General features: G+C 61.8%; 26 protein-coding genes and 2 pseudogenes. 13 read left to right on the top strand and 15 right to left on the bottom strand.

Annotated elements, in window-relative coordinates:
- Position 1: 1 nt before the first annotated feature.
- The 3 genes and pseudogenes from D0Y60_RS04215 to D0Y60_RS24985 all read right to left on the bottom strand — a co-directional run bounded on the left by D0Y60_RS04215 (position 2) and on the right by D0Y60_RS24985 (position 1,330).
- Complete coding sequence (locus tag D0Y60_RS04215; protein WP_117367148.1) at positions 2 to 796, bottom strand: Ku protein; 795 nt, start codon at positions 794 to 796, stop codon at positions 2 to 4.
- Positions 796 to 1,017, bottom strand: a complete 222-nt coding sequence (locus D0Y60_RS04210; RefSeq protein WP_117367146.1) for a hypothetical protein — start codon at positions 1,015 to 1,017, stop codon at positions 796 to 798. The genes D0Y60_RS04215 and D0Y60_RS04210 overlap by 1 nt, the downstream gene beginning before the upstream one ends.
- A gap of 20 nt (positions 1,018 to 1,037) precedes the next feature.
- A pseudogene (locus D0Y60_RS24985) lies at positions 1,038 to 1,330 on the bottom strand (DUF296 domain-containing protein).
- 389 nt (positions 1,331 to 1,719) lie between these two features.
- Here D0Y60_RS24985 and D0Y60_RS24690 point away from each other — a divergent pair.
- Positions 1,720 to 1,902 carry a helix-turn-helix transcriptional regulator gene (locus D0Y60_RS24690; RefSeq protein WP_158565400.1) on the top strand — a complete coding sequence of 61 codons (183 nt, stop codon included), beginning with the start codon at positions 1,720 to 1,722 and terminating at the stop codon, positions 1,900 to 1,902.
- Positions 1,903 to 2,263: 361 nt separating this feature from the next.
- Here the strand turns inward: D0Y60_RS24690 and doeB are convergent, their stop codons facing one another.
- The 10 genes from doeB to D0Y60_RS04150 form a co-directional block, all read right to left on the bottom strand.
- A complete protein-coding gene (gene doeB, locus D0Y60_RS04195) occupies positions 2,264 to 3,274 on the bottom strand; it encodes a N(2)-acetyl-L-2,4-diaminobutanoate deacetylase DoeB (protein ID WP_117367142.1) in 1,011 nt (336 codons plus the stop codon).
- Positions 3,275 to 3,277: 3 nt separating this feature from the next.
- Positions 3,278 to 4,459: an ectoine hydrolase DoeA gene (doeA, locus tag D0Y60_RS04190; protein WP_117367140.1), complete on the bottom strand. Its 1,182-nt coding sequence runs from the start codon at positions 4,457 to 4,459 to the stop codon at positions 3,278 to 3,280.
- Between the two features lie 34 nt (positions 4,460 to 4,493).
- On the bottom strand, positions 4,494 to 5,486 hold the full coding sequence (gene eutC, locus D0Y60_RS04185; protein ID WP_117367138.1) for an ectoine utilization protein EutC: 993 nt from the start codon (positions 5,484 to 5,486) through the stop codon (positions 4,494 to 4,496).
- Positions 5,483 to 6,472, bottom strand: coding sequence for a hydroxyectoine utilization dehydratase EutB (gene eutB / locus D0Y60_RS04180; protein WP_117367136.1), 990 nt, complete (start codon positions 6,470 to 6,472; stop codon positions 5,483 to 5,485). Before eutB ends, eutC begins: the two co-directional genes overlap by 4 nt.
- On the bottom strand, positions 6,469 to 7,251 hold the full coding sequence (eutA, locus tag D0Y60_RS04175; protein ID WP_117367134.1) for an ectoine utilization protein EutA: 783 nt from the start codon (positions 7,249 to 7,251) through the stop codon (positions 6,469 to 6,471). Before eutA ends, eutB begins: the two co-directional genes overlap by 4 nt.
- Positions 7,251 to 7,913, bottom strand: coding sequence for an ectoine/hydroxyectoine ABC transporter permease subunit EhuD (gene ehuD, locus D0Y60_RS04170; RefSeq protein ID WP_117367132.1), 663 nt, complete (start codon positions 7,911 to 7,913; stop codon positions 7,251 to 7,253). Before ehuD ends, eutA begins: the two co-directional genes overlap by 1 nt.
- A gap of 2 nt (positions 7,914 to 7,915) precedes the next feature.
- Entirely contained in the window at positions 7,916 to 8,575 is a 660-nt protein-coding gene (gene ehuC / locus D0Y60_RS04165; RefSeq protein WP_117367129.1) for an ectoine/hydroxyectoine ABC transporter permease subunit EhuC, read from the bottom strand.
- A gap of 72 nt (positions 8,576 to 8,647) precedes the next feature.
- A complete protein-coding gene (ehuB, locus tag D0Y60_RS04160) occupies positions 8,648 to 9,499 on the bottom strand; it encodes an ectoine/hydroxyectoine ABC transporter substrate-binding protein EhuB (protein ID WP_117367127.1) in 852 nt (283 codons plus the stop codon).
- Positions 9,500 to 9,559: 60 nt separating this feature from the next.
- Positions 9,560 to 10,345 carry an ectoine/hydroxyectoine ABC transporter ATP-binding protein EhuA gene (gene ehuA / locus D0Y60_RS04155; protein WP_117367125.1) on the bottom strand — a complete coding sequence of 262 codons (786 nt, stop codon included), beginning with the start codon at positions 10,343 to 10,345 and terminating at the stop codon, positions 9,560 to 9,562.
- Between the two features lie 122 nt (positions 10,346 to 10,467).
- Positions 10,468 to 11,853, bottom strand: a complete 1,386-nt coding sequence (locus D0Y60_RS04150; protein WP_117367123.1) for a PLP-dependent aminotransferase family protein — start codon at positions 11,851 to 11,853, stop codon at positions 10,468 to 10,470.
- A gap of 102 nt (positions 11,854 to 11,955) precedes the next feature.
- Here D0Y60_RS04150 and D0Y60_RS04145 point away from each other — a divergent pair, with 102 nt between their 5' ends.
- The 5 genes and pseudogenes from D0Y60_RS04145 (at position 11,956) to D0Y60_RS24825 (ending at position 16,841) form a co-directional block, all read left to right on the top strand.
- Positions 11,956 to 12,438 (top strand): Lrp/AsnC family transcriptional regulator, encoded by a 483-nt coding sequence (locus D0Y60_RS04145; protein WP_117367121.1) that lies wholly within the window; start codon positions 11,956 to 11,958, stop codon positions 12,436 to 12,438.
- A gap of 129 nt (positions 12,439 to 12,567) precedes the next feature.
- A complete protein-coding gene (locus D0Y60_RS04140; protein WP_117367119.1) occupies positions 12,568 to 14,064 on the top strand; it encodes an NAD-dependent succinate-semialdehyde dehydrogenase in 1,497 nt (498 codons plus the stop codon).
- A 46-nt stretch (positions 14,065 to 14,110) separates the two neighbouring features.
- Positions 14,111 to 15,484: an aspartate aminotransferase family protein gene (locus tag D0Y60_RS04135; protein ID WP_117367117.1), complete on the top strand. Its 1,374-nt coding sequence runs from the start codon at positions 14,111 to 14,113 to the stop codon at positions 15,482 to 15,484.
- A 377-nt stretch (positions 15,485 to 15,861) separates the two neighbouring features.
- Positions 15,862 to 15,939, top strand: a pseudogene (locus D0Y60_RS24980) (hypothetical protein); the annotation flags it as partial.
- Between the two features lie 89 nt (positions 15,940 to 16,028).
- Positions 16,029 to 16,841, top strand: a complete 813-nt coding sequence (locus tag D0Y60_RS24825; protein WP_199564104.1) for a peptidase dimerization domain-containing protein — start codon at positions 16,029 to 16,031, stop codon at positions 16,839 to 16,841.
- Between the two features lie 136 nt (positions 16,842 to 16,977).
- Here D0Y60_RS24825 and D0Y60_RS04125 read toward each other — a convergent pair whose 3' ends face one another.
- Positions 16,978 to 18,309 carry an FAD-dependent oxidoreductase gene (locus D0Y60_RS04125; RefSeq protein WP_117367115.1) on the bottom strand — a complete coding sequence of 444 codons (1,332 nt, stop codon included), beginning with the start codon at positions 18,307 to 18,309 and terminating at the stop codon, positions 16,978 to 16,980.
- Positions 18,310 to 18,443: 134 nt separating this feature from the next.
- Here D0Y60_RS04125 and D0Y60_RS04120 point away from each other — a divergent pair, with 134 nt between their 5' ends.
- From D0Y60_RS04120 to D0Y60_RS04100, 5 genes are read left to right on the top strand one after another with little or no spacing between them, the layout of a single operon-like run.
- A complete protein-coding gene (locus D0Y60_RS04120; protein ID WP_117367113.1) occupies positions 18,444 to 19,082 on the top strand; it encodes a sigma-70 family RNA polymerase sigma factor in 639 nt (212 codons plus the stop codon).
- The gene (locus tag D0Y60_RS04115; protein ID WP_117367111.1) at positions 19,079 to 19,729 is read left to right on the top strand and encodes a ChrR family anti-sigma-E factor; all 651 of its coding nucleotides are present in this window, start codon (positions 19,079 to 19,081) and stop codon (positions 19,727 to 19,729) included. The genes D0Y60_RS04120 and D0Y60_RS04115 overlap by 4 nt, the downstream gene beginning before the upstream one ends.
- 3 nt (positions 19,730 to 19,732) lie before the next feature.
- Positions 19,733 to 20,548, top strand: coding sequence for a DUF1295 domain-containing protein (locus D0Y60_RS04110; protein WP_117367109.1), 816 nt, complete (start codon positions 19,733 to 19,735; stop codon positions 20,546 to 20,548).
- The gene (locus D0Y60_RS04105; RefSeq protein ID WP_117367107.1) at positions 20,545 to 21,582 is read left to right on the top strand and encodes a cyclopropane-fatty-acyl-phospholipid synthase family protein; all 1,038 of its coding nucleotides are present in this window, start codon (positions 20,545 to 20,547) and stop codon (positions 21,580 to 21,582) included. The genes D0Y60_RS04110 and D0Y60_RS04105 overlap by 4 nt, the downstream gene beginning before the upstream one ends.
- Complete coding sequence (locus tag D0Y60_RS04100; RefSeq protein ID WP_245409088.1) at positions 21,579 to 22,175, top strand: hypothetical protein; 597 nt, start codon at positions 21,579 to 21,581, stop codon at positions 22,173 to 22,175. The genes D0Y60_RS04105 and D0Y60_RS04100 overlap by 4 nt, the downstream gene beginning before the upstream one ends.
- Here D0Y60_RS04100 and D0Y60_RS04095 read toward each other — a convergent pair.
- Positions 22,140 to 22,541 carry a DUF2177 family protein gene (locus D0Y60_RS04095; RefSeq protein ID WP_117367105.1) on the bottom strand — a complete coding sequence of 134 codons (402 nt, stop codon included), beginning with the start codon at positions 22,539 to 22,541 and terminating at the stop codon, positions 22,140 to 22,142. The two genes, D0Y60_RS04100 and D0Y60_RS04095, sit on opposite strands and share 36 nt — an antisense overlap.
- A gap of 120 nt (positions 22,542 to 22,661) precedes the next feature.
- On the opposite strand from D0Y60_RS04095, the gene D0Y60_RS04090 reads away from it, so the two are divergent.
- Both D0Y60_RS04090 and D0Y60_RS04085 read left to right on the top strand, forming a co-directional pair.
- Positions 22,662 to 23,042 (top strand): DUF2147 domain-containing protein, encoded by a 381-nt coding sequence (locus D0Y60_RS04090; protein ID WP_117367103.1) that lies wholly within the window; start codon positions 22,662 to 22,664, stop codon positions 23,040 to 23,042.
- On the top strand, positions 23,039 to 23,887 hold the full coding sequence (locus D0Y60_RS04085) for a DUF1365 domain-containing protein (RefSeq protein WP_199564103.1): 849 nt from the start codon (positions 23,039 to 23,041) through the stop codon (positions 23,885 to 23,887). The genes D0Y60_RS04090 and D0Y60_RS04085 overlap by 4 nt, the downstream gene beginning before the upstream one ends.
- Positions 23,888 to 24,115 lie beyond the last annotated feature (228 nt).

The following is a 24,115-nucleotide window of genomic DNA, read 5'->3' as shown; positions in this document are numbered from 1 at the left end:
TCTATTTGTCTTTCCCCTCCGCCTTGATGCTCCTGCGCAAGGCATCCATGATGTTAATGACATTGCCCGCCGGCGGCGGAGTCTTGGCCTTTGCGGGGCGCTTGCGGCCTTTTTTCTTCGCAGCGATAATATCGAGCAGCCGATCCTGCACAGGATCATCCGCCATCTTTGGATCCCATTTTCGCGTGCGTTCCTCAATCAACGTCTTGACCAGCGCCATGGCCTTGGAATCCGGTTTTGCTTGTTTGAGGCCTGCGAAATATTCTTCCGCGCTACGCACCTCGTCCCCGTAACGCAGCGTCCACAGCACGATGCCGTTGCCGCGCGGCTCCAGCATTACCGCCCGCTCACGGCGATAGAGAACCAGACGCGAGATGCCGACGGTACCTGTCGAGGCCATCGCCTCGCGTATGACGGAAAATGCCTCTTCCCCGACTGTATCGTTCGGCACGAGATAGTGCGGGGAATCATACCAAATCCATTCGATGCTTTCGTGCGGCACGAAGGTCTCGATGTCGATGGTGCGCGTGCTTTCCAACGCCACCGCCTCGATCTCATCCTCCTCCAGCACGACATGGTCATCTTCGCCGCGTGGATAACCCTTCACCTCGTCGTCCTCGCTCACCGCCTTGCCCGTGACGGCATCGACATAGCGGCTGACGATGGGATTGCCCGTCTTGCCGTTGAGCGTGCGGAAACGCACTTTATCCTCCTGCGATATCGCCGGTGACATGGCGACCGGACAGGTCACCAGCGAGAGCTTGAGATATCCCTTCCAGAACGCACGCGGCGCCATCATCCCTTCCTTTCGAGCGGCAGGTGTTTCGACAAGGCAAAGCGTTCGGCGAATGCAATGTCCTCCTGCGTGACGATCGGGATGGGATCAGAGAGAATGGCGAGCAACGTTTCGCGCGAAATAGAATCCTCTTCCAATACGTCCATCAAAGCGCCGCGCGTCTCGCGTTCCGCCCGCAGCAACGCCGCCAGCGCGAGGATCAATCTGTCTTTATTGTCCATGGGAACCTCCGAAACGTGTCTTATCCAACGTCGATCAGAGCGATGCCAAGATCCACTCGATTCCGACGCAGCAACCCGACAGGCGTTTCCCTCAGCACAACCTCCAGGGTAGGGCGATAGCCTCCCTGGCCACCCTTCGCCTGAAAATCGAAGAATGCGATCGTGGAACACGGAAAGCGCCGATAGCGGTGATTGATGCTGCGGTCACCTTTTTTTCGACAAAGGCAGTGATGCATTCAAAGTCATCGCCTTCATCGAGGACCAAAATGAATGTAATCTCGCCCGCATCGTCTGCCAGAAGTCTGTGCTTCACCTTCTACTCCCTGATCGGGGTGAAAGGCTCAAAGCGGCGTTCTGTTCCGTATTTGGCATTGAAAACGTGCACATCCATGGCATGTCCTGACTTGTGAGCGAACCGCCATGTATGTGAGAACGGATATAGAAATGGGTTGTCAGCGCATGAGGACGCCAGGTCGACCTTTAATGCGCTCTCAACGACTTCTGTGACCCGCCGATTCCCGGCGAATGGATTTTGGATCAGCCCTAGGTTTAGCGAGTGCTTATGCAATAAGACGTTCAAGCAGAAACTCACACCCTGCTGGAAGTGAGCCAGAATCCATTGGCGTTTCGCATTGCGGCAACTACCATCTTGGAACCTTTTGCGGCAGACCTATATTGCAATGCAACAATAGGAGAGAAGCCGTGACAATCAACGTGACGAACCCCATTGCAAATTTGCGGAAATCCAAAGGCTACACTAACGAGCAGCTTTCGCTGATTTCCGGACTCACCGAACTTGAAATAGCCAAGCTCGAGAACGGCACACTCGTGGATCCAGCGAAGTTAACAAGGCTCCTCGCAGCGGTTGGTGTGAAATCGGTTTAACCAGTGAGAGTTTGACGCACACCAGAGAGGGGGCGAATCAACGCCCCTTTCCTTCCAATGTTCACATGGACGTGCCCTGATCTGGCAAAGCCGATACAGAGAACTGCTTGTCGAGAATGTAATTGACATGCGGGGACAGCCACCTAAAGCCGCCGCTCTTACATAGAATTACTCTTTAAGCCCGGTAGCGATCCCGCTTGCGACGATCCCCTGCGCTAATGCATTGCCGACGAGAAACGCGTTTTGCGTCACCAGGCAGAATCGGCGAATTTCGCCTTCAGCGACACGGCCGTGCGCCGGCCGTAATACGGCCAGCCGAAATTCGACTGTGAGCCGAAAACCCATTGAAAATCGATAAGGCTCACGTCGTTACAATTGCTGCAAGCACGCTCACGCAATCGCCAGATTTGACGAGACCTGAGAAATGGCGGGCGACAAGAACGCCATCCATTCTCGCACTGATTTCAAGTGGCTCAACCCCGGTACGTCCGACTGGATAGATGAGGGCAACGACATCGCCATTCCTCACCTGATCGCCCAGATCGAACAGCGGCTCGATCAGCCCGCCATCCTCGGCAAACGAGAAGCAGTTGCCGTCCGGCATGTCGAGCCAGGTGGTCTGCGCGGCCTCGACCGTTCCCGTCAGGATGCCGGCGGCTTTCAGCACGTTGGCGACACCCGCCTTGGCGATGCCAACGCTCTTTGCCGTCGACGTTCCACCGCCACCGAGTTCAGTGGTGATGAAGATTTTTCCCATTTCTTCCGCCGCGGTGTCGTACATGCCGACCGCGTCAATCTCCAGCATCTTCATCGACCAGGGCGCGCCGAAGGCCTGGACGAGATCGAAGGCCCTCGCCTCCTGCGTCTTGTCGGGCAGGATATGGGCAGCACAGAATGGCAGGAAATCGAGCGTCTTCCCGCCCGAATGGAAATCCAGCACGATATCGGCTAGCGGCAGCAGCGTACGCTGAAAATAGTCGGCGATCTTCTGGGTCACCGTGCCATCGGGCGCGCCCGGAAAGCTGCGATTCATATTGCCCTTGTCGATCGGCGAGGTGCGCGTGCCGGCAAGGAAGGCCGGATAGTTCATCGCCGGCACGATGATGACGCGGCCGGACACATCCTCGGCCTTCAATGTGCGGGCGAGGTCGAAGAGCGCGATCGGCCCCTCATATTCATCGCCGTGGTTGCCGCCGGTGAGAAGGGCCGTCGGCCCCGCCCCGTTCTTCACCACCGTCAGCGGGATCATCACCGAGCCCCAGGCGGAATCGTCCCGACTATAGGGCAGCCGCAGGAAGCCGTGCTGGACGCCCTCGGCCGAAAAATCGACCGTGGCGCTGATCGGCGACGGACGAAGGTTACGGTCTGCCATGGCTCAATCCTTCACGAGAAGCTTGCGCGGTACATTGGCGAGGCATTCGACGCCCGTCTCGGTGATCAGGATGCTTTCCGTCGTCTCGAAGCCCATGTCTTCCAGCCACAGCCCCGTCATGAAGTGGAAGGTCATGCCGGGCTTCAGCTCGCTCGTGTCGCCGGGGCGCAGGCTCATCGTGCGCTCGCCCCAGTCCGGCGGATAGGAAACGCCGATGCCGTAGCCCGTGCGGTTGTCCTTGACGATGCCGTATTTCTTGAGGACCGCGAAGAAGGCGTTGGCGATGTCCTCGCAGGTATTGCCGGGTTTGGCGACCGCAAGGCCCGCCTCCATGCCCTCCAGCGTCGCTTTTTCCGCATCGAGGAAGGCCTGCGTCGGCTTGCCGAGGAAGACGGTCCGCGAAAGCGGCACGTGGTAGCGATGGTAGCAGCCGGCGATCTCAAAGAACGTACCCTCGCCGGATTTCATCGGCCGGTCGTCCCAGGTGAGATGCGGCGCGGAGGCCTCGACGCCGGAGGGCAGAAGCGGCACAATCGCCGGATAATCGCCGCCGATGCCGTCGACGCCGCGCGTGCCGGCATCGTAGATTTCCGCCACCAGGTCGCATTTGCGCATGCCGACCTCGATCTTGTCGAAGATGCGCGCGTGCATCTTTTCGACGATCCTCGCGGCATTGCGCATATACGTGATTTCCGTCTCGCTCTTGACCGCACGCTGCCAGTTGACAAGCGCGGTGGCATCGACGAAGCGGGCGTTCGGCAGGTGCTTCATCAGCGAAGCGAAGGCGGCGGCCGAGAACCAGTAATTGTCCATCTCAACGCCGATCGTCAGCTTGTCGAGACCGCGCTCCGTGAGCTTGACTGCGAGATAATCCATCGGGTGGCGTTCGGTGGACTGCACGTAGTGATCGGGATAGCCGATGATGTTCTCGTGCTTCAGATAGGCGGTGAACTTCGCGCCGTTGGCATCCTGTCCGCGACCATACCAGATCGGCTCGCCGGTCGGCGGCACCACGACACATTGATGCACATAGAAGGACCAGCCGTCATAGCCCGTCAGCCAGTTCATGTTCGACGGATCGCTGACGATCAGTACGTCGATGCCCTTGGCTTCCATGGCCTTCCGCGTTTTTTGCAGACGCGCTTCATATTCCGGAAGTGAGAACTTCAGGTTCGCTTGTTTCATCGGTTTTTCCTCTATACCCGGCGAGAAGCCGGTCTCAACTCTCGAAGGTCGTGCCGGCGCCGGCCGCTACTGCTCGGGCGGCGGCGAGTGTTGCTATGGCCGTGTCCTGGATGCCCGTGCCAGTGAGATCCGCCACGGTAATCTGCTCGGGGCCGCTGCGGCCCGGTTTTCGCCCGGCGACGATCTCGCCGAGTTCGGGGAAGCCCATACCCTCCGTTACGAGGCCGGCTTCAATGGCATGATGCAGCTCGCCGAGACGGCGGGTTTGCTTCAGGCTGTCGGCGACATAGAGCCCGGCGCCGGTGATAACCGCTGGCTCGATCTCGTTCTTGTGCTCGGCATCCGAGCCCATGGCCGTGACATGCTGGCCGGGCTGGAGCCATTCGGCCTTGAGCAACGGCGTTTCCGACGGCGTGGTCGTGACGATGATATCGGCGCCATCGACCGCCGCCCGGCCATCAACTTTCGCATGGATGGGGAAGCCGAGCTTCAGCGTCAATTCGGAGGCTACCGCCTCGGCCTTTGCCGTATCGCGCGCCCAGATGCGCGCCTCGCGGATCCGCCGCACGAGGCTCAGCGCCTCCAGTTGCAATTTCGCCTGCATGCCGGCGCCGAAGATGGCGGCCACACCGGCGTCCTGGCGCGAGAGATGGCGCGCCGCAACCGCACCGGCGGCGGCTGTCCGCACATCCGTCAGGTAACCATTGTCGAGCAGCACCGCCTGCACGAGGCCGGTCTTCGTCGAGAACAGCACCATCAGGCCGTTCGTGCTCGGCAGGCCGATGGCCGGGTTGTTGAAGAAGCCTGGGCTGATCTTGATGGCAAAACCATCGAGGCCCGGAACGTAAGCGGTTTTCACGTCCACCTCTGCGCGCTGCTCCGGCATGTCGAGCCGGAGGATCGGCGGCATGACGACGGCCTTGGTGGCGAGCGCGTGGAAGGCATCCTCGACGCAGGCAATCGCTTCGAGATCGAGCGGCACGATGCGCCGCAGCTCCGCTTCGGTCAGGATCTTCATCTTGGTCATGCTGCCTCCGCGCTATTCATGACCCGCCGGTGCAGGCCCATATCCACATTGCGGCCGGATAGGACGATGGCCACCGGGCCGTCCAGCCGGCCGAGCCGCCCTGAAAGCAGAGCCGCGATACCCACCGCGCCCGCGCCTTCGACCACCTCGCGCTCCTCGGCATAGGCATGCCGCATGCCAGCGGCGATCTCTTCCTCGGAAAGCAGGATCACATCGTCAAGCAGAGCGCGACACATGGCGAAGGTGACTGTATTGTCGAGGCCGATGCCGCCGCCGAGCGAATCCGCCAGGCTCGCCACCTCTTCGACCTGCACCGGCCGGCCCGCATCGAGACTCGCCTTCATTGCCGCGCCACGTTCCATGGTGAGGCCGATGACGCGCGTCTTCGGCGAGCGGCCCTTGACCGCCGCGGCGACGCCCGCCGCCAGCCCGCCGCCGGACAGCGGCACGAGCACGGTCGCGACGTCAGGCAAGGCGTCCACGATCTCCAGTCCGAGCGTACCCTGCCCGGCAACGACCGCCTTGTCATCGAAGGGTGGCACCATGACGAGGCCGTCTTCGGCGACCAGCCGGTCCACCTCCAACTGCGCCTCGTCCTGCGACCGGCCGACGATGCGGACATCGGCGCCGAGCCGGCGGATTTCCGCGACCTTGTTTTCCGGCACGAGATTGGACATGCAGATCGTCGCGACGGAGCCTTCGGCCTTGGCCGCATGGGCAAGGGCGCGGCCGTGATTGCCGGTCGAGGCCGCCACGACACCGCGCGCCCGCTGTTCGGGCGAAAGGGAGAGCATTGCGTTGGTCGCGCCGCGCAGCTTGAAGCTGCCGGTCGCCTGGTGATGTTCGAGCTTCAGACCGACCACCACGCCCAGGCGCTCCGACAATGCCGATGAGAGAACGAACGGCGTGCGCAGGACACGGCCCTCGATGCGGCGAGCCGCCTGCTCGATATCTGCGATTGTTACGGGAAGGCGGGTATCCGTCATGGTTCAGCGCCAGGATAGGCGAGCGTCATCAGCCGGCCGAGTTCCGGCCGTAGCGCTTCGTCGCCGCAGAGGCGCAGGCAGGCCCAGGCGGTGGCAAGGTTGCTGGTGACGACGGGCTTGCCGATGGCGGCTTCGATCTGCGCCGCCACGCCGGCGGCGCGGACGGCCGTGCAGGAGATGAAGAGCGCATCGGAATCGGGCGCCATGGCCTCCTTCGCGAAGGCGACGATTTCCTCCGGCGCGATCCGCGCCATGTCCCGGTCGTCGGTGAGGCCGAGGCAGGTGAAGCGGGCGATGTCGAAACCGAGTGCAGCGAAATAGTCGGCCATCGGCCGGCTGGTTTCCAGCGTGTAGGGCGTGAGCACCGAAATGCGCCTGGCGCCGAAGGCCTTGAGGCCGGATACGGCCGCGGCCGTGGGCGTGACGACGGCGGCCTCCGGCTTGGCGGCCTTCACCGCGGCCTCCACCTCGGCATCGCCGATGACGACCGACGCCGACGTGCAGGAATACATGACGACGTCGAGCGGCTCATCCGGCAGGATGAGCGCCGCACCCGCCGTCAGCGAGGGCTGCATGGCGCGCAGGTTTTCCGGCGTCACCGGGTTGGCGTAGGGAATGCGGGTCGCATAGACGCCGATCCTGTCGCTTGCCACCATGCGCTGGAAATCCACCTCGGTCGTGTGGTCGGTCGCCAGGATGATCAGGCCGACGCGCTTGTCCAGCGGGCGGTCGTCTAGTTTCGGCCCACGCGTGGCGAGGGTGAGATCGAGGGTCTGCATCAGCGTTCCTCCACGCGGGCATAACGTTCTTCCAGCCAGCGCAGGAAGACGACGGAGATCAGGCTCATGATCAGGAAGAAGACACCCACCATGGTCATCGGCTCGATGTAGCGGTAGCTGCTGTTGGCGACGCTTTTCGCCTGGTTCATCAGTTCCAGCACCGTGATGGCCGAGAGCAAGGGCGTCTCCTTGAACATGGCGATGAGATAGTTGGCGAGCGCCGGGATCATCGGCGGGATGGCCTGTGGCAGGATCACATGGATCCAGGTCTGGCGGCCGGAAAGGTTCGTCGCCTTGGCCGCCTCCCACTGTCCGCGCGGCACGTTCTCGATGCCCGCGCGATAGACTTCCGCCGCATAGGTGCCGTAGTGCACGCCGAGCCCGATGACACCGGCCAAGAGCGCGGGCAGGCGGATGCCGATATCCGGCAGCACATAAAAGATGAAGTAGAGCTGCACCAGCAGCGGCGTGCCGCGGATGAACTCGACGATGAAACCCGTGGTCCGCGCAATCGGCTTCGGCGCGGTCATGCGCAGGATGGCGAAGAGAAGGCCGACGACGGCGGCGACCGCGGCACCGAGCACGGTCGCCAGAAGGGTGATCTTCAGCCCCTCGAGGAGGGTCGGCAGGATCTGCCAGACGAAATCCCAATCCCATTCCATCTTCAGGTCCTCACGCCGTCGAGGCCACGGGTGACGCGGCGTTCCAGCCAGCGCATGCCGGTGGAGATGGCCAGCGCCATCAGGAAATAGAGCACGAGGATGACCGTGAAGGGGATCAGCGTGCTGCCGGTCTGAGAGCGCACCACCTGTGCCTGGAAGGTCATGTCGGTGAGCGAGATCAGCGACACGACGGCGGTGCCCTTCAGGAGCTCGATCGCATTGTTGCCGAAGGTCGGCAGCATGAGCGGCAAAGCCTGCGGCAGGATGACATGGCGCATCGCCTGGCCACGCGTCAGGTTGAGGGCGATGCAAGCCTCGCGCTGCTCGCGGCCGATCGCCTTGACGGCGCCGCGCACCACCTCCGCGCCATAGGCGCCGACATTGAGGCCGAGCGCCAGCACCCCGGCCTGGAGCGGCGACAGCGTAACGCCGGCGAAGGGCAGCACGAAATAGACCCAGAACAGCTGGACGAAGATCGACGTGCCGCGGAAGAACTCGATATAGGTGGTGGCAAGCGCACGCACAGCCATAAAGCGGCTGACGCGGCCAAGGCCGGCAAGAAACGCCATGATGACGGCAAGCACCGAACCCATCACGGTGAGCTCAAGCGTCACGAGCGCGCCTTGCAGGATCAGCCCTATATAGCCGGACCAGTCGGTCATCGTCTTCCCATTCAAGAGTGGATCAAGGTGTCCTCTCCCTTGGTTAGGGAGAGGGCGAGATGGAGACCGCGCTTACTTCGCCGCGCAGAGCTTGTCGCGCGTGGTCGACATCGCGGCCGCGGCCGAGAAGCCGTAGGGCTCGATGATCTTGGCGAATTCGCCACTTTCCTTCAGCTTGGCGAGCTCGACGTCGAAGGCATCGCGCAGGGCCTCATTGCCCTTTTTGAAGGCCGCGCCGTCGCAATAAACGGGCGCGCCTTCGACCGGGGCGACGACCTCGATGCTGGGATCATTCGCCTTGGAGACGAGATCGTTGATCGATAGGACCGGCAGCGAATAGACGTCGATGCGGCCGTCCTGCAACATCTTCAGGCCACTCTGGCCATCCGGCACGACGATGACGCGGTCGCGCGGCACGCCGGCTTCGAGCGCCAGCTTTTCTTCCGTGCCGCCGCCCGGCGCACCGATCCTGGCATCCGGATTGTCGGCGATGTCCTTGTAGCTCTTCAGCTTGAGCGGATTACCCTTCTTCAGCGCAAAGGCCTCGGCGTCGCACAGGATCGGCTCGGAATAGGCGACGGCGGCGCAGCGCTCCGGCTTCATGAAGAGGCCGGCGGTGATGACATCGTGGCGACCCGCTTGGAGGCCGGGGATCATCGCGCCATATTCGGAGATCGACGCGACGATATCGGCGACGCCAAGGCGCTTGAAGACTTCGCGGGCGACATCGGGGGCCGCACCCGAAACCTTGCCGTCGGCGGCGACCGCGGTGAACGGCGGCTCGTTGGCGATGGCGACGCGGGCGAAGCCCTGCGCCTTCAGCTCTTCCAGCTTGGCATCGTCGGCGAAAGCGGGGGTGACGACGATGGCCGCCATCAGCGCGCTTGCGCCGGCGGCCAGGGTCAAAAACGTCCTCATGCTCATGTTGCGAACTCCTCTGGCTGTTTCTGGTTGTTTGTTTGGGGCTTTATTCCGAGGCGGACCTTAGACGCGGTGCCCTGCCGCGATGATCTTGCGCAGGAAGGTCTGTGTGCGTTCCTGCCTGGGATTGCGAAAAATCTCGTCCGGCTTGCCTTCCTCGACGATCTTGCCGCGATCGAAGAACAGAACCCGGTCGGCGAAATCGTGGGCGAAGCCCATCTCGTGGGTGACGAGCAGCATGGTCATGTCGGTCTCGGCGGCGAGCTTGCGCATAACGTTCAGCACCTCCTCGACCAGCTCCGGGTCGAGCGCCGAGGTCACTTCGTCGAACAGCATGATCTTGGGCGAGAGCGCGAGAGCACGGGCGATGGCGACACGCTGCTTCTGTCCGCCGGACAATTGGGCGGGCATGTTCTTCGCCTTGTCGGCAAGGCCCACCATGTCGAGAAGCTCCATCGCCCGCTTCTCCGCCACGGCCTTCGCAACGCCCTTGGTCAGCATCGGCGCGAGCGTGACATTGTCGAGTACGCATTTGTGCGGGAAGAGGTTGAAGTGCTGGAAAACCATGCCGATCTTCTCGCGCATCCGGTGCAGGTGACGGTCGTCGGCCGGCACGAGGACGCCGTTCTTCGGCATGTGATAGAGCTGGTCACCCTCGACCTCGATATGGCCGCCACTGATCGTTTCGAGCGTCATGAGAATGCGTAGGATCGTCGTCTTGCCGGAGCCGGACGGACCGATGAGGGCGAGCTTTTCGCCCGGCAGCACCTCCATCGACAACCCATCGAGCACGGTCAAGTGACCGTAGCGCTTAATAATGTTGTCGATGCGGATGATCGGTGCGGCCATGCCTGTCTCTCCCTGTGGGGACAAGTGATGGCCTAACGATGCGCGGCGATCAAAATCATGTCAATCCGAATAATAATCTCATGACATTTATTGTTTTATTGCGCGTTTGGCGGGCAATGGCGCTAAATCGCGAGCAGCAACGCCTCCGGGTTTCCGCTGGCCAGTGAAGCCAGAATGCCAAGACCGGTGCGAAGTTCCTGCTCCGTCGTGGAGCCGAGCGAGATGCGCACCGCCGGATGCCATCCCTGGTCGACAGTACGGAAGGACGAGCCCGGCGCGATGGCGACGCCGCGCAGGCGGGCCTGCGAGACGAAGCCTTCCTCCGTATGCCCTTCCGGCAACGGCAGCCAGACATGCAGGCTCTGCGGGTGGGCGTGATAAGGCAGCCCCGCGAAGGCCTCTTCCGCGATGGCATGGCGAACCGCCAGCGCACGGCGCTGCCAGTTGACCAGTTCCATGGCCGTGCCGTCGCCGACCCAGCGGGTGGCGATCTCGGCGATCGACGGCGTCGCCATCCAGTTGGAGACGAGGTGCCGGTTGGCGACGGCGGCGACATAGCGGTCGGGCGCCGCGAGATAGCCGATGCGCAGGCCCGGCACCGTGATCTTGGTGAAACTGGTGACGTAAAGCGTACGCTCCGGCGCAAAGGCGGCAAGCGGTGGCGGCTTGTGCTCGACGAGCGGACCGAGGATATCGTTCTCGATGATCGCGATGTCATGGCGCCGCGCGACGTCGGCCAGCGCCTGCCGGCGCTCGGCGCTCATCAGCGTCGCCGTCGGGTTGATCACGGACGGTTGCAGGAAGACCGCGCGAATCACGCCCCGCCGGCAGGCTTCATCCAGCGCCTCGGGGATCATGCCATCGCGGTCGATCGGCAGGCCTTCGAGATGCAGGCCGAGATAGGTGGAAAGCGGCACCAGCGTGTGGTGGCTGATCGCCTCCGTCGCGACGGTGGAGCCGGGCGGGGCGACGCTCATCAGCGCGACCGTCATGCCCGAGGTCGCGCCATTGGTGAGGCTGATGTTGAGCGGCGAGACCTCAAGACCGCAGCGGGCCAGCCATTCGGCGGCGACGGCGCGGTGGCGCGGGAACACCATGTTTGGGCGGAAAGACAGCGCAGAACTCGATGGCAGGTTTTCCGCAAGCCAGCCGAAAGCCTCCCGCATACGCTCGAGATGGAGCTGCTCGCAGACGGGCTTGAGAATGGACAGGTCGACCAATTCGCCCAACCGCTCCGGCAGATAGGGCGGTTCCGGCTCCTTCGGCTGCGTCTGCACGAAGGAACCGCGGCCGACCTCGCCGGAGATGAGGCCGCGGCGGATCAGCTCGTCATAGGCGCGGCTGACAGTCTGGACGGAGAGCTTCAGGTCGTCGGCGAGCTTGCGATGGGGCAGAAGGCGTGTACCGTTCGGCAGCAGTCCTTCCTGGATGGCGCGGGCGATCTGCTCGGCGAGAGAGAGGTAGGCCGGCCGGCGCAATTGGGATGGATCGGGACGCCAATTTGTCATGATTTAAACAGTGCTCAAATTCAGTTCAATTGACAACGCCAAAATGCCTTTCCATTGTCTTTTTCTCCGCTCTGACATGATCCCCGCCCGGAGGGCGACCGCATGAAACTTGACGCCATCGACCTGCGCATCCTGGAGGCGATCCAGGAGAACGGTCGCATCACCAAGCTGGCGCTGGCGGAGAAGGCGGGGCTGTCGCCGACGCCCTGCTGGCTCAGGCTGCGCAAGCTCGAAAGGGCGGGCATCGTGTCCGGCTATCACGCGCGGGTGGCGGTGCGGCGCGTTGCACCGGTCGCCAGCGTCATGATGGAGGTGACGCTCGCCAACCACCGGCAGGCCGATTTCGAGCGCTTCGAGCGGGCCGTGGCGGCAACACCTGAGATCGTCGCCTGCTGGTCGGTCGGCGGCGGGGTCGATTACATCCTGAAGATCATGGCGGCCGACATCGACGCCTACCAGCGCCTCGTCGACAGCCTGCTCGACCGCGAACTCGGCATCGACCGCTACTTCACCTACATCGTCACCAAGACGGTGAAGGAGGAGACAGTGCTGCCGCTGGCCACCCTTCTGCCGGCCTCCGGATGAGGCCGCTGTAGAGAGATCGTCTATGACCGGCCGGCGATTTAGCCAAAGTCTCTGCCTGCCGCCCCGGCTATAGACAATCTGCCGCCCGGCCTCTGGCAGACTCCTCTCACACAGCCAGAGGAGGCCGCCATGACCGCCCAATTCGCCCGGACTATGTTTCACGACACGCTCGCCCGCCTCGCCGACCCTCACCTGCTGCGCGAACTCTCCTATGTCAGCGGTCGCTGGGTTGCCGGCCGTGACGGCAGCAGTTTCGCTGTGACGGACCCCGCGTCGAACGCGACGCTCGCCTGGGTGGCATCCCTCGATGCCAACCAGACGGCGGAGGCCGTTTCGGCGGCCACGTCAGCCTTCCCAGCCTGGCGGGACCTGCTGCCCCAGCAGCGCGCCGCCATCCTGCGTAGATGGCACGGCCTGATCCTCGATGCGCGCGAGGACCTTGCGCTGCTGATGACACTGGAACAGGGCAAGCCGCTGGCGGAATCGCGCGGCGAGATCGACTATGCCGCCTCGTTCATCGAATGGTATGCCGAAGAGGGCAAACGCCTTAACGCCGAGAGCGTGACGAGCCACCTGCCCGGCGCGGAGATGATCGTGCGCCGCGAAGCGCTCGGCGTCGTCGGCATCGTCACGCCCTGGAATTTCCCCTGCGCCATGATCACCCGCAAGGCCGCCGCCGCACTCGCCGCCGGCTGCACCGTGGTCGCCCATCCCTCCAGCGAGACGCCGCTTTCGGCTTTGGCGTTGGCCGAACTCGGCGAGCGCGCCGGCCTTCCAGCCGGCGTCTTCAACGTGGTGACGGGCGATGCCGCCACTATTGTCGGCCGCATGAATGCCGATCCCCGCATTCGCGCGATGAGCTTCACCGGCTCGACGGATATCGGCAAGCTGATCGCCGGCCAATGTATGCAGACCATGAAGCGGCTGGTGATGGAGCTTGGCGGCCACGCCCCGCTGATCGTCTTCGCCGATGCCGATATCGACAAGGCCGCCGAGATCGCGGTCAATGCCAAATTCGCCACATCGGGCCAGGACTGCCTTGCCGCCAACCGCATCTATGTCGAGCGCCCGGTGCTCGCCGCCTTCACCAAGGCTTTCAAGGCGCGAATCGATGCGCTGAAGGTCGGCGGCGGGCTTGAACCGGGCGTCGAAATCGGTCCGCTGATGCACGAGCGCGCCATCGCCAAGGTGGAAGAGCAGGTGGCCGATGCGCTGAAACACGGCGCCAGGCTTCTGACCGGCGGCAAGCGTCATGTGGCAGGCTCGCTGTTCTACGAGCCGACGCTTCTGACGGATGTGCCGGACGACGCGCTCATCATGCGCGAGGAGACCTTCGGCCCCGTCGCCGCCGTCGCGGCTTTCAATAGTGAGGCGGAGGTGATCGCCCGCGCCAACGACACCGAATACGGCCTCGTCGCCTATCTCGTCACCGGAAACGGCGCGCGGCAGATGCGCCTTGCCCGCGCGCTGGAATACGGCATGGTGGCGGTCAATCGCGTGAAGATCACCGGCGGGCCGATCCCTTTCGGCGGCTGGAAGCAATCCGGCCTTGGCCGTGAGGGCTCGCGCCATGGCATGGAGGCCTTCACCGAACTCAAATATCTCTGCATCGACACCGCTGCCTAATCCCGGCGCCTGATCTGACGCTAAGCATCATACGAAAGGACCAACCATGCTCGACGGAAACAACGAACTAATCGCCTGGGACCGCGACCACTTCTTCCATCCCTCGACCCATATGGGCATGCACGCCCGCGGCGAGACGCCGACGCGCGTTATCGGCGGCGGCGAAGGGGTCTACATCACGGACACGGCGGGCAAGACGAGCCTCGATGCCTTTGCCGGGCTCTATTGCGTAAATGTCGGCTACGGCCGCAAGAAGATCGCCGACGCGATCGCCCAACAGGCGAAGAACCTCGCCTATTACCACGCCTATGTCGGCCATGGCACGGAAGCCTCGATCACGCTTTCCAAGATGATCATCGACCGCGCGCCCGAGGGCATGAGCCGCGTCTATTTCGGGCTGTCGGGCTCGGATGCCAACGAGACCAACATCAAGCTCATCTGGTACTATAACAACATCCTCGGCCGCCCCGAGAAGAAGAAGATCATCTCGCGCTGGCGCGGCTATCACGGCTCAGGCGTCATGACCGGCTCGCTGACCGGCCTCCACCTCTTCCACAATGCCTTCGACCTGCCGCGTGCGCCGATCCTGCACACGGAAGCGCCCTATTTCTTCCGCCGCCCGGATCGCACGATGAACGAGGAGCAGTTCTCGCAATATTGCGCCGACAAGCTGGAGGAAATGATCCTGGCCGAGGGGCCGGACACCGTCGCCGCCTTCATCGGCGAGCCGATCCTCGGCACGGGCGGCATCGTGCCGCCGCCGAAGGGCTACTGGCAGAAAATCCAGGCCGTGCTCGACAAATATGACATCCTGCTCGTCGCTGACGAGGTCGTGACCGGCTTCGGCCGCCTCGGCACGATGTTCGGCTCCGACCACTACGGCATGAAGCCGGCCCTTATCACCATCGCCAAGGGGCTTACCTCCGCCTATGCCCCGCTGTCCGGCACCATCGTCTCCGACAAGGTCTGGGACGTGCTGGTCAAGGGCTCGGACGAACTCGGCGCCATCGGCCATGGCTGGACCTATTCCTCGCATCCGATCTGCGCGGCCGCAGGCGTCGCCAATCTTGAACTCATCGACGAACTCGGCCTGGTCGAGAATGCCGGCGCCACCGGCGCCTATTTCCGCAGCGAGCTTGCCAAGGCCGTCGGCGACCACAAGCATGTAGGCGAGGTGCGTGGCGACGGCCTGATGGCGGCCATCGAGTTCGTCGAGGACAAGGACGACCGCACCTTTTTCGACCCTGCTAGGAAGATCGGCCCGCAAATCTCCGCAGCTCTTCTCGAGCGCGGCGTTATCGGCCGCGCCATGCCGCAGGGCGACATCCTTGGCTTCGCCCCGCCTCTCTGCCTCACGTATCAAGAGGCCGATGTAATCCTCAAGGCGACAGCAGAGGCCGTGAAGGCTGTCCTCGGCTAACGCTTGAACCGCGCGAGGCAACGGCTACGTTGCCTCGCAACTGCATCCGTATCTCAAGGCCCACCATGACTTCTACGCATGATCGTATCCTCAACGCAGTCGACCGGCTTTTCGACGAGCAGATCGTTTTTCTGGAGCGGCTCGTGCGCTTCAAATCGGTGCGCAATGAGGAGGTGGCCGTTTAAGATTTCATCGAGACAGCGCTAAAGGAAAGAGGATTCGATGTCAGCCGTTTCCGCACCGATGCCTCGCAAATCGGCACACATCCGGCTTTCTCACCTGCAACCGTCGACTATGATGAAAGCTGGAATGTCGTCGGCCGAAAGCACGCGGCAGGCTTTGGTGGGCGATCACTGGCGTTCAACTCGCATGTCGATGTGGTGCCCGCCGGAAGTACGCATCGCTGGACATCTCCGCCCTTCGAGCCCCACCGCGATGGCGACTGGCTTTACGGACGCGGTGCGGGCGACATGAAGGCGGGGTTGACAGCCTCGATTTTCGCGCTCGACGCTATCTCGCCGCCGGCCCGTCTTTGCTCGCAGACGTGCAGATACAGTCCGTTGTGGAGGAAGAGATCACAGACAACGGGGCGGCGACTGCCTTTGCCCTCGGCTTCACTGCCGATGCGCTCGTCAGCCCCGAGCCGACCGACGAGCAGCTTGTGCACGCAAATGCCGGCGTCATTAAGTTCAGACTTGAAACAAGAGGGCGTCCGGCGCACCCGCGCGGTCCCGTCTCCGGCCAGAGCGCTATCGATCTCATGATCCGCCTGATCGACCATCCGCGTGTGCTCGAGCGGCAATGGATCGCAGAACGAGAGGGGAGACGTTGGTTCAAGGACATTACCAACCCTGTTGCCTTGACCATCGGCACGATTTCCGGCGGCGACTGGATCGCTTCCGTCCCAAGCGATTGCGTCGCGGAAGGACGGATTGGCTTCTATCCCGGTGACGATCCGAAGCTGCGCGCAGCTGAAGTCGAGACGTTTGTCGAGAAAATTCAATCGGAGGACCAAGCCTTCGCCGGTGAAGGCCTCGTCTCGCTCACCTGGATCGGCGTCATGCATGCCAGTTATGGTCTGCCGGAGGGTACCGAAGCGGAGAAATCCCTGCGTGCTGCGCATGTCGAAACGCATGCCGGTGCCGAGCTTAATTCCTATGTGATGGCCTGCTATCTCGATGCGGCCGTCTTCTCCGTCCACGGGAATATCCCATCGCTCGTCTATGGACGCATAACGGAGTATATCCACGGCATCGACGAGCGCGTCAGTCTCTCCTCCTTGAAGCGTGTCACGAAGACCCTAGCCCTTTTCACCGCAGATTGGTGCGGCACGAGAAATGTCAGCGCGCCTAAATAGAACGTTTCACGAAGCGGAAGATGACAACGATAAATCTACCCCTATGTTCTGCCCCCATCATCTCCGCTAAATGCTATAAGGAACACACCAACTGGGCACCAAATCTATAATCAATCTAGTGATAAACAGATGAGTACTAGGTGGTCTGAAAAGTCCGGAAAATTCGATCCGACTGCCCGTGCACCGACCATGGCCGCTCGACACCACCAAGTGTTTCGCCGACAGCAAGGCCAGCCTGGATGGCATCCTCGTGGAAACCAGATCCGAAATATGATCCGCAGAACCACGTGCTTGCCTCGCCCTGCAGCGACCATAGCTGCTTTTGTGCGGCAAGCGTTGCAGCATTGAAGAGAGGATGCTGGTAGAGCCCCCGCCATATGACCTTGTCTTCGGCGGGAGCGTGTAAGGGGCTAAGTGTAACGAAACAGGGGCGAGGATCGGATATTCTTTGCAATCGATTCATCCAGTAGGTGACACAGGGCTTGCGCGATGCCGCACCGTCACGTCCAGATTGCGCGAGATAATTCCAGCTTGCCCAGACACGCCTGCGACTTGGCATCAGGGTTTCATCCCGGTGAAGCACAGTCTCGTTGTCGCCATAGGCGAATACACTCAAAAGCTCGTGCTCACGTGGGGAACGATCGGCAAGCATTTGCAGGGCCTGGTCTGCATGAGCACCGATCACGACATGGTCGAACCATTCGGCCTCCGCACCGTTCGCGGAGATTTCCACTGCGCCGTTGACACGGCGAATTGACCTCACCGGCGCATTGGTCCGGATTTTGTCGCGGAATGGCGCCGTCAGCCGCTCGACATAGGCACGGCTGCCACCGTCAACCGTTCGCCAGATGGGCCTGCTCACGAATTTCAGCAAACCGTGGTTCTCGCAGAAGCGCACGAAGGAAAGTGCCGGATAGTTGCCGATCTCAAGCGCCGGCGTCGACCAGATTGCGGCCGCCATGGGATAGAGGTGATCTTCTCGAAACGCCTGTCCGAAGCCAGCGCTATCGAGATAGTCGTCAAGGCTCGCCGAGGGATCGAGATCGCGGACGCCGCTCGGCGCCTGACGGTAAAAACGCACAAGGTCGCGCAGCATGGACCAGAAGCGCGGGCTGGCGAGGTTGCTGCGCTGGGCGAAAAGACCAGCGAGATTCGTACCGGCATATTCCAGCTTCCCACCGTCCATCGAAACAGCGAAGGACATTTCCGACGCCCTGGTCGGGACGTCGAGATGCGTAAACAGCGCGGTGAGGTTAGGATAGGTCACTTCGTTATAGACGATGAAGCCAGTGTCGACCGGGACACCGCCCGCGTCCACCGTGTGCGAATGGCCGCCTATACGATCGTCGGCCTCGAAAATGGTGACCTCGTGGCGCTTCGATAGTAACCATGCCGCTGAAAGGCCGGCGATGCCCGTGCCGACAATCGCGATTTTGAGTGGCCGATCCGATTGAGGAAAATGGCGCATGACGATCCTTTTGCGGCTTTCGAACTCTGGACAACTATCTGTATCCTTTACGGACGGGGACTTTTGACGGATCACTGCGAAGGACGATATCGCATAGTGTGATCCGCTTCGGAGAGCACCGCGTAGAAGGATGCATGAATGAAGCATCGAAACCCGTTGAGAGTAATCACAAACCCGGTCTCCAGACCGGCCGGCGGCTTGCCGTGGTGAGTTCAAGGGACAAACAACAGACGCCTTCGCCCGATGCGCTTGTCGAAATGATGCGACAGGTGGCGCAGGATCGAGACCGTCAGGCTTTTGCCCTCCTCTTTCGCTATTTCGGACCGAAGCTGAAGACCTTCTTCCTTCGCTGGACGATGTCCTCCGTCGCGGCGGAGGATCTCGTGCAGGAGACGATGCTGACCGTTTGGCGCAAGGCCTCTTATTTCGATGCGGAACGCGCTGGGGTCGCGACCTGGATCTTTACGGTCGCGCGCAACATTCGCATCGACCATCTGCGACGACACAGGAACCCATCGGCTCTGCCGCCGGATCCTGAGAAGGCGATGGATACGGTTGAGGATGGAATGCTCGGCGCCGAGCGGGACGCTGCGGTGCGTAACGCGCTGACCGCGCTCTCACCCGAGCAACAAACGATCATCCGCCTCGCGTATTTCAGCGAGAAATCGCAGACCGAAATCGCCGATGTACTGGGCATCCCGCTCGGCACCGTGAAATCTAGAACACGCCTGGCCATGAACCGGCTGCGCGCGCTGCTGGAAGACAAATCATGACCACCACACATCATGCAACCGACGAGACCCTGATGCGCTATGCCGCTGGCACGCTTTCGGCCGCGCCCGCCATTGTCGTCAAGGCGCATCTGGCGAGTTGTCCGGTCTGTCGCGCCCGTGTCGGCCAATACGAGGCCCTCGGCGGCGCGCTTTTGGAAGAAACGGAACCGACGCAGATGTCGGCAACTACACTGAACGACGTGCTTGCGATGCTCGACGACGAGGATGCCACCCCCCTCACCCCGCCGCCGCTGGCGCCGGTGGAGATCGAAGGCATTCGCCTGCCCGACGCCTTGCGCGGCTGCGATATCGGACGTTGGCGCTGGATCGGCCCCGGCATGAAGATGAGCCGGGTTGGCGTGCCACAGGACCCCGATGCTAACCTCATCCTCCTCAAGGTCGGCCCAGGTCGAGCTCTTCCCGACCACGGGCATGTCGGTACCGAATTCACCTACATCGTATCGGGATCCTTTTCCGACCGCTTCGGCCGGTTCAGCCCTGGAGATCTCGCTGAAATGGACGAGGATGTCGAGCACCAGCCGGTTGTCGACAAGGATGGCGAGTGCATCTGCCTGGCCGCCCTAGAAGGTAAGATGCGCTTCAAGAACGTCATGGGCCGCATGCTGCAGCCGATCTTCAGGATTTGAACCATGTCGGCGGCGGCGCTCTTCCTTCTTATGGCCACCGCCATCTCACTGGGCATGACCGCCGTCTGGTTTGCGGTGGTACAGGGCGCAGGATCCGGTTGGGTCGATACCGTATGGTCCTTTCTGGTGGGTGCAGCCGGTGTGGCCGCTGCACTTTTTCCGGTTTCGGGCTGGGAGGGCGATTGGCAGCGACGGCTTCTCCTGGCAGCGGTGGCCGCGCTCTGGTCGTGTCGTCTTGGTGTGCATATCCTGCGGCGCACGCTGAAGGGCGGTGAGGATCCTCGCTACGCGAAACTTAAGGAGGAATGGGGCGAACGCTGGCGCTGGCGTCTCTTCCTGTTTCTGCAGATCCAGGCTGCCGCAGCACTTCTTTTGAGCACGACGATCTTCGCCGCGGCACGCAACCCTGCCATGGGTTGGCAGTGGAGCGATATTGCCGGCATCGCGATCATTGTCATCGCCGTCGTCGGGGAAGGCGCTGCCGATGCGCAGCTGGCACGGTTTCGCAGCGACGACACCAACAGAGGCAAGGTTTGCGATGTCGGGCTCTGGGGCCTGTCGCGCCATCCCAACTATTTCTTTCAGTGGCTCGGATGGGTTGGTTACGCGGCCGTGGCTATCGGCCCGGCCGGCGATTGGGGCTGGGGCTGGCTGGCGCTTGCAGGCCCCACCCTGATGTATTGGCTGCTGGCGCATGTTTCAGGGATTCCGCCGCTTGAAGCGCACATGATGCGTTCGCGCGGCGTGGGTTTCACCGCCTATGCCAGGCGTGTCAACGCCTTCTGGCCGGGTCCGCAAAAACGGGAGCAGACGACATGAACCTTGCCGTGACCGCCATCGCCGCCGCGGAGCGCCTGCCGCTACCAGATCAAGCCTTGCGCTTCGGTATTAGCCGGCTCGTTGGCCGCACATGCCGGCTGCTTTCAGATGGGACCGCTCCGACGGACAAGGACTTTTCGCGCTCCATGAGCGAATGGCCCATCGCCGTGCACACCGATGACGCCAATGCCCAGCATTACGAGCTTCCTGCGGCATTCTTCTCGCTTGTGCTCGGCCCGCACCGCAAATATTCGTCCTGCTTCTATGCCTCGTCCGCCACGACACTCGAGGAAGCAGAAATTGCGGCCCTGGAGGAAACGTGCCTGCACGCTGACCTCGCCGACGGGCAGAACATTCTCGAGCTTGGCTGCGGCTGGGGTTCCCTCTCGCTGTTCATGGCGAAACGCTTTCCGTCGGGTCGCATCGTCTCCGTTTCGAATTCATCGTCGCAGCGGACTTATATCGAGGCGGAGGCCAAGCGGCGCGGCCTTCGCAATCTGACCGTGATCACCGCCGACATGAATACGTTCTCACCGGTTGCCACCTTCGACCGCATCGTGTCGGTGGAAATGTTCGAGCACATGTCCAATTGGCACTCCCTACTCAAGCGTGCACGCGGCTGGATCAGCAATGACGGCAAGCTTTTCCTGCACGTGTTTTCGCATCGCAAGACGGCCTACCGCTTCGACCATGCCGACAAGGCGGACTGGATTGCGCAGTACTTCTTCACCGGCGGTATCATGCCGAGCCACGGACTTATTCGCGAATTCGACGACTGTTTCATTGTCGAGCGTGACTGGCGCTGGAACGGCAAGCACTACGAACGCACCGCGCGGGACTGGCTCTATAATTTCGACCGAAACCACGACGCGGTACGCGCCATCTTCGAAGCGACCTACGGCAGGAATGCACCGGTTTGGATGCGGCGCTGGCGGATGTTTTTCCTGGCGACGGCCGGGCTCTTCGGCCATGCCGATGGGGAAGAATGGGGTGTGAGCCACTACCGCCTCAGCCCTGCCGGCGTAGACCGGTGATCTACCTCCTTAAACGCCTGGCCGTGATGGTGCGGGCCTATACTTACCACCCAGATCCACGCGTCGCTGCGGCGAATATGATTTCTTTGCTGGTCGCGTCCAACCAACCTTTTTACCCGCTCTATCTTTACTGGCTGGTGAGCACCGATGTCACAGCCGCCTTGTTCACGTTTCTGTCGACGCCGCTCTTTCTCGCCGTGCCTGCCGTGGCGCGCTGGAACAGTGTTGTGGGACGGGCGCTGCTGCCATTGGCGGGGATCGCCAACACCGTGCTTTCATCATGGCTCTTGGGAACGGCCTCAGCGGTCGAAATTTTCCTTATTCCGTGCGGGACCATCGCGCTTCTGCTGTTTCGCCCGCAGGAGCGTATCTTGGCCCTTGCGCTTACCGCGCTCGCCTTCGGCGTTTTCCTATTGCACGATGTCTATGCTCTACCGATCGCGCAGTACAATGCAGCGCAATACACTGCCCTAGCGCGGTTAAACGTGATGAGCGCCGGCATGCTGACCGCTTTCGTAGCCATTCTGTTTTCCGGGATTCTTGCTGAAACCGAACGGTCAGCCAACGCGACTAGCCAGAAGAAACCCGACTGATGCGCCAACCGCGGTGACGAAAGCGCCCCACGGAATATCGGCGAGCGTAACGGAAAGCGGCCAGTCCTTGAGCGTCGACTGGTTGGTGAGGTCATAGGTCGCATATGCCACAAGACCAAGGATCGCCCCGTTCAGGGCGGCCTTGCCGAGCCCCCCACCCTCGAGCGCAGGCATCACGGCAAAAAACACGATGCCGGCAACATAGATCAGATAGAAGACAACGGCCGGCGCCATGTGAAACTGTGGTGCAAGCTTGTCGCCCAGGAGCGGCCGATACAGCATATCCGCCATCGTCGAGAGCCAGATGGCGTCGACGATCAGAAAGGCGATTCCGGTCGCCAGATAGGCGATGACGATGGTTTTCATACCGGTGTCTCCCAGGACGTTTCTCGACATTTCTACGCCTTTATTGCTGCGACGGATCACCTCGGGTGAACCGATCCGCCCGCGGGTGCGTAGTCAAGGACAAGGAAGGAGAATTGAGCAATGAGGATAACCGTTCTGACTGCATTTTCCGCCCTGATGATGACTGCCGCGGCGTCTCACGCGCAGCAATCGGCCGATCCAAGTGGAGTCTGGCTGCGTGACGACGGAAATGCGCGTGTGCGCATCGCCCCATGCGGGCGCAATATTTGTGCGACCAATCTCTGGATCAGGGATACCAGCAAGGGCGAAGAGGCCGGCGACCGCCTCGTCATGTCGCTTCAACCCAAGTCTCCTGATACGTTGTCTGGAACCGCCTATGACGCGAAACGTGAGCGAACCTATTCGATCACGGTGCAAGTTTCCGACAATTCGCTTCTAACGCGTGGTTGTATCCTCGGCGGTATCCTTTGCAAGAACGTGCGCTGGCAGTCGGCCAGATGACGACCGGGAAGAAGCAAGGCATGAAGCAGGTCCGGATCACCAGCATGGCTCAGAACGGTCCACCGCCCGCTGCAGCCGGCACGCTCTATCCTGGAAAGGTCATGCATCAGAGGCTCCACCCTTTCGGCCATCGCTTCAGCTATAGCGTCTTTTCCCTTCTGGTGGATGTCGACCAGCTCGTCACCCTTGCCGGAATGACCCGTCTGCTGACCGTGAACTGCGCGGGGATCCTGACATTTCACGAGCGCGATCACGTCGAGGAGGACGGCGAGACGCTTCGACAGTACGCCGATCGTCTGCTGGCATGCGCCGGTCTTGAAAGGCCCGCGGCCCGTATCCTGCTGCTCGCCTACCCGCGTATGTTTGGTTATGTCTTCAACCCGCTTTCGACCTACTTCGCCTATGACGATGATGACCGGTTGATTGCTGTCATCTACGCGGTCAGGAATACTTTCGGCGAACGGCACAACTACGTGGTCCCGGTCCTTGCGGGCGACCTTACCCCCGCTGGCATCAGGCAGACGCGGACGAAGGTCTTTCATGTATCCCCCTTCATGGACATGGGGCTGCGTTACCATTTCCGCATCCTCCCGCCCGGCAAGACCGTGCGGGTGCGAATTCACGAAACTGCCGGCAAGGAACCCGTCATGGCCGCCACGTTCAATGCAGACGCGGCGCCTCTGACGGACGCCACTCTAGCGCGCTACTTGATCAGGTTCCCTTTCATGACGATGAAGATAATGGCGGGCATCCATTGGGAGGCCTTCAAGCTGTGGCTAAAGGGAGCGCGTTTCCGTACAAGTCCGTCGCCGCCAGAAACAGCAAGTTACACAGATTCTACATAACTGCTTTCCAACGCACGACAGCTGGGCGCGTCTACAGGGTGGCTTGCTTCGAGGATGTTATGCTTCTCCGCGTCGCGGCCCACGACGCTCTAATCGGATAGTTCAAGGAGCATCGACGAAGAGACTTGCGGATCGCATTGCTCCCGCTGTTAGTATTGTGGAGCGATGTTGTTTTTTCCGGGTATAGAACGTCGAAAGCCCCCGTGCATTTCTGCGACGGGGGCTTTT

Origin of the sequence: Shinella sp. WSJ-2 (assembly GCF_003432075.1) — a bacterium.
In the GTDB taxonomy this organism is placed as follows: Bacteria; Pseudomonadota; Alphaproteobacteria; order Rhizobiales; family Rhizobiaceae; genus Shinella.
Note: the sequence above shows the minus strand (reverse complement) of the source record. Positions and strands in the feature narration are given on the sequence as shown.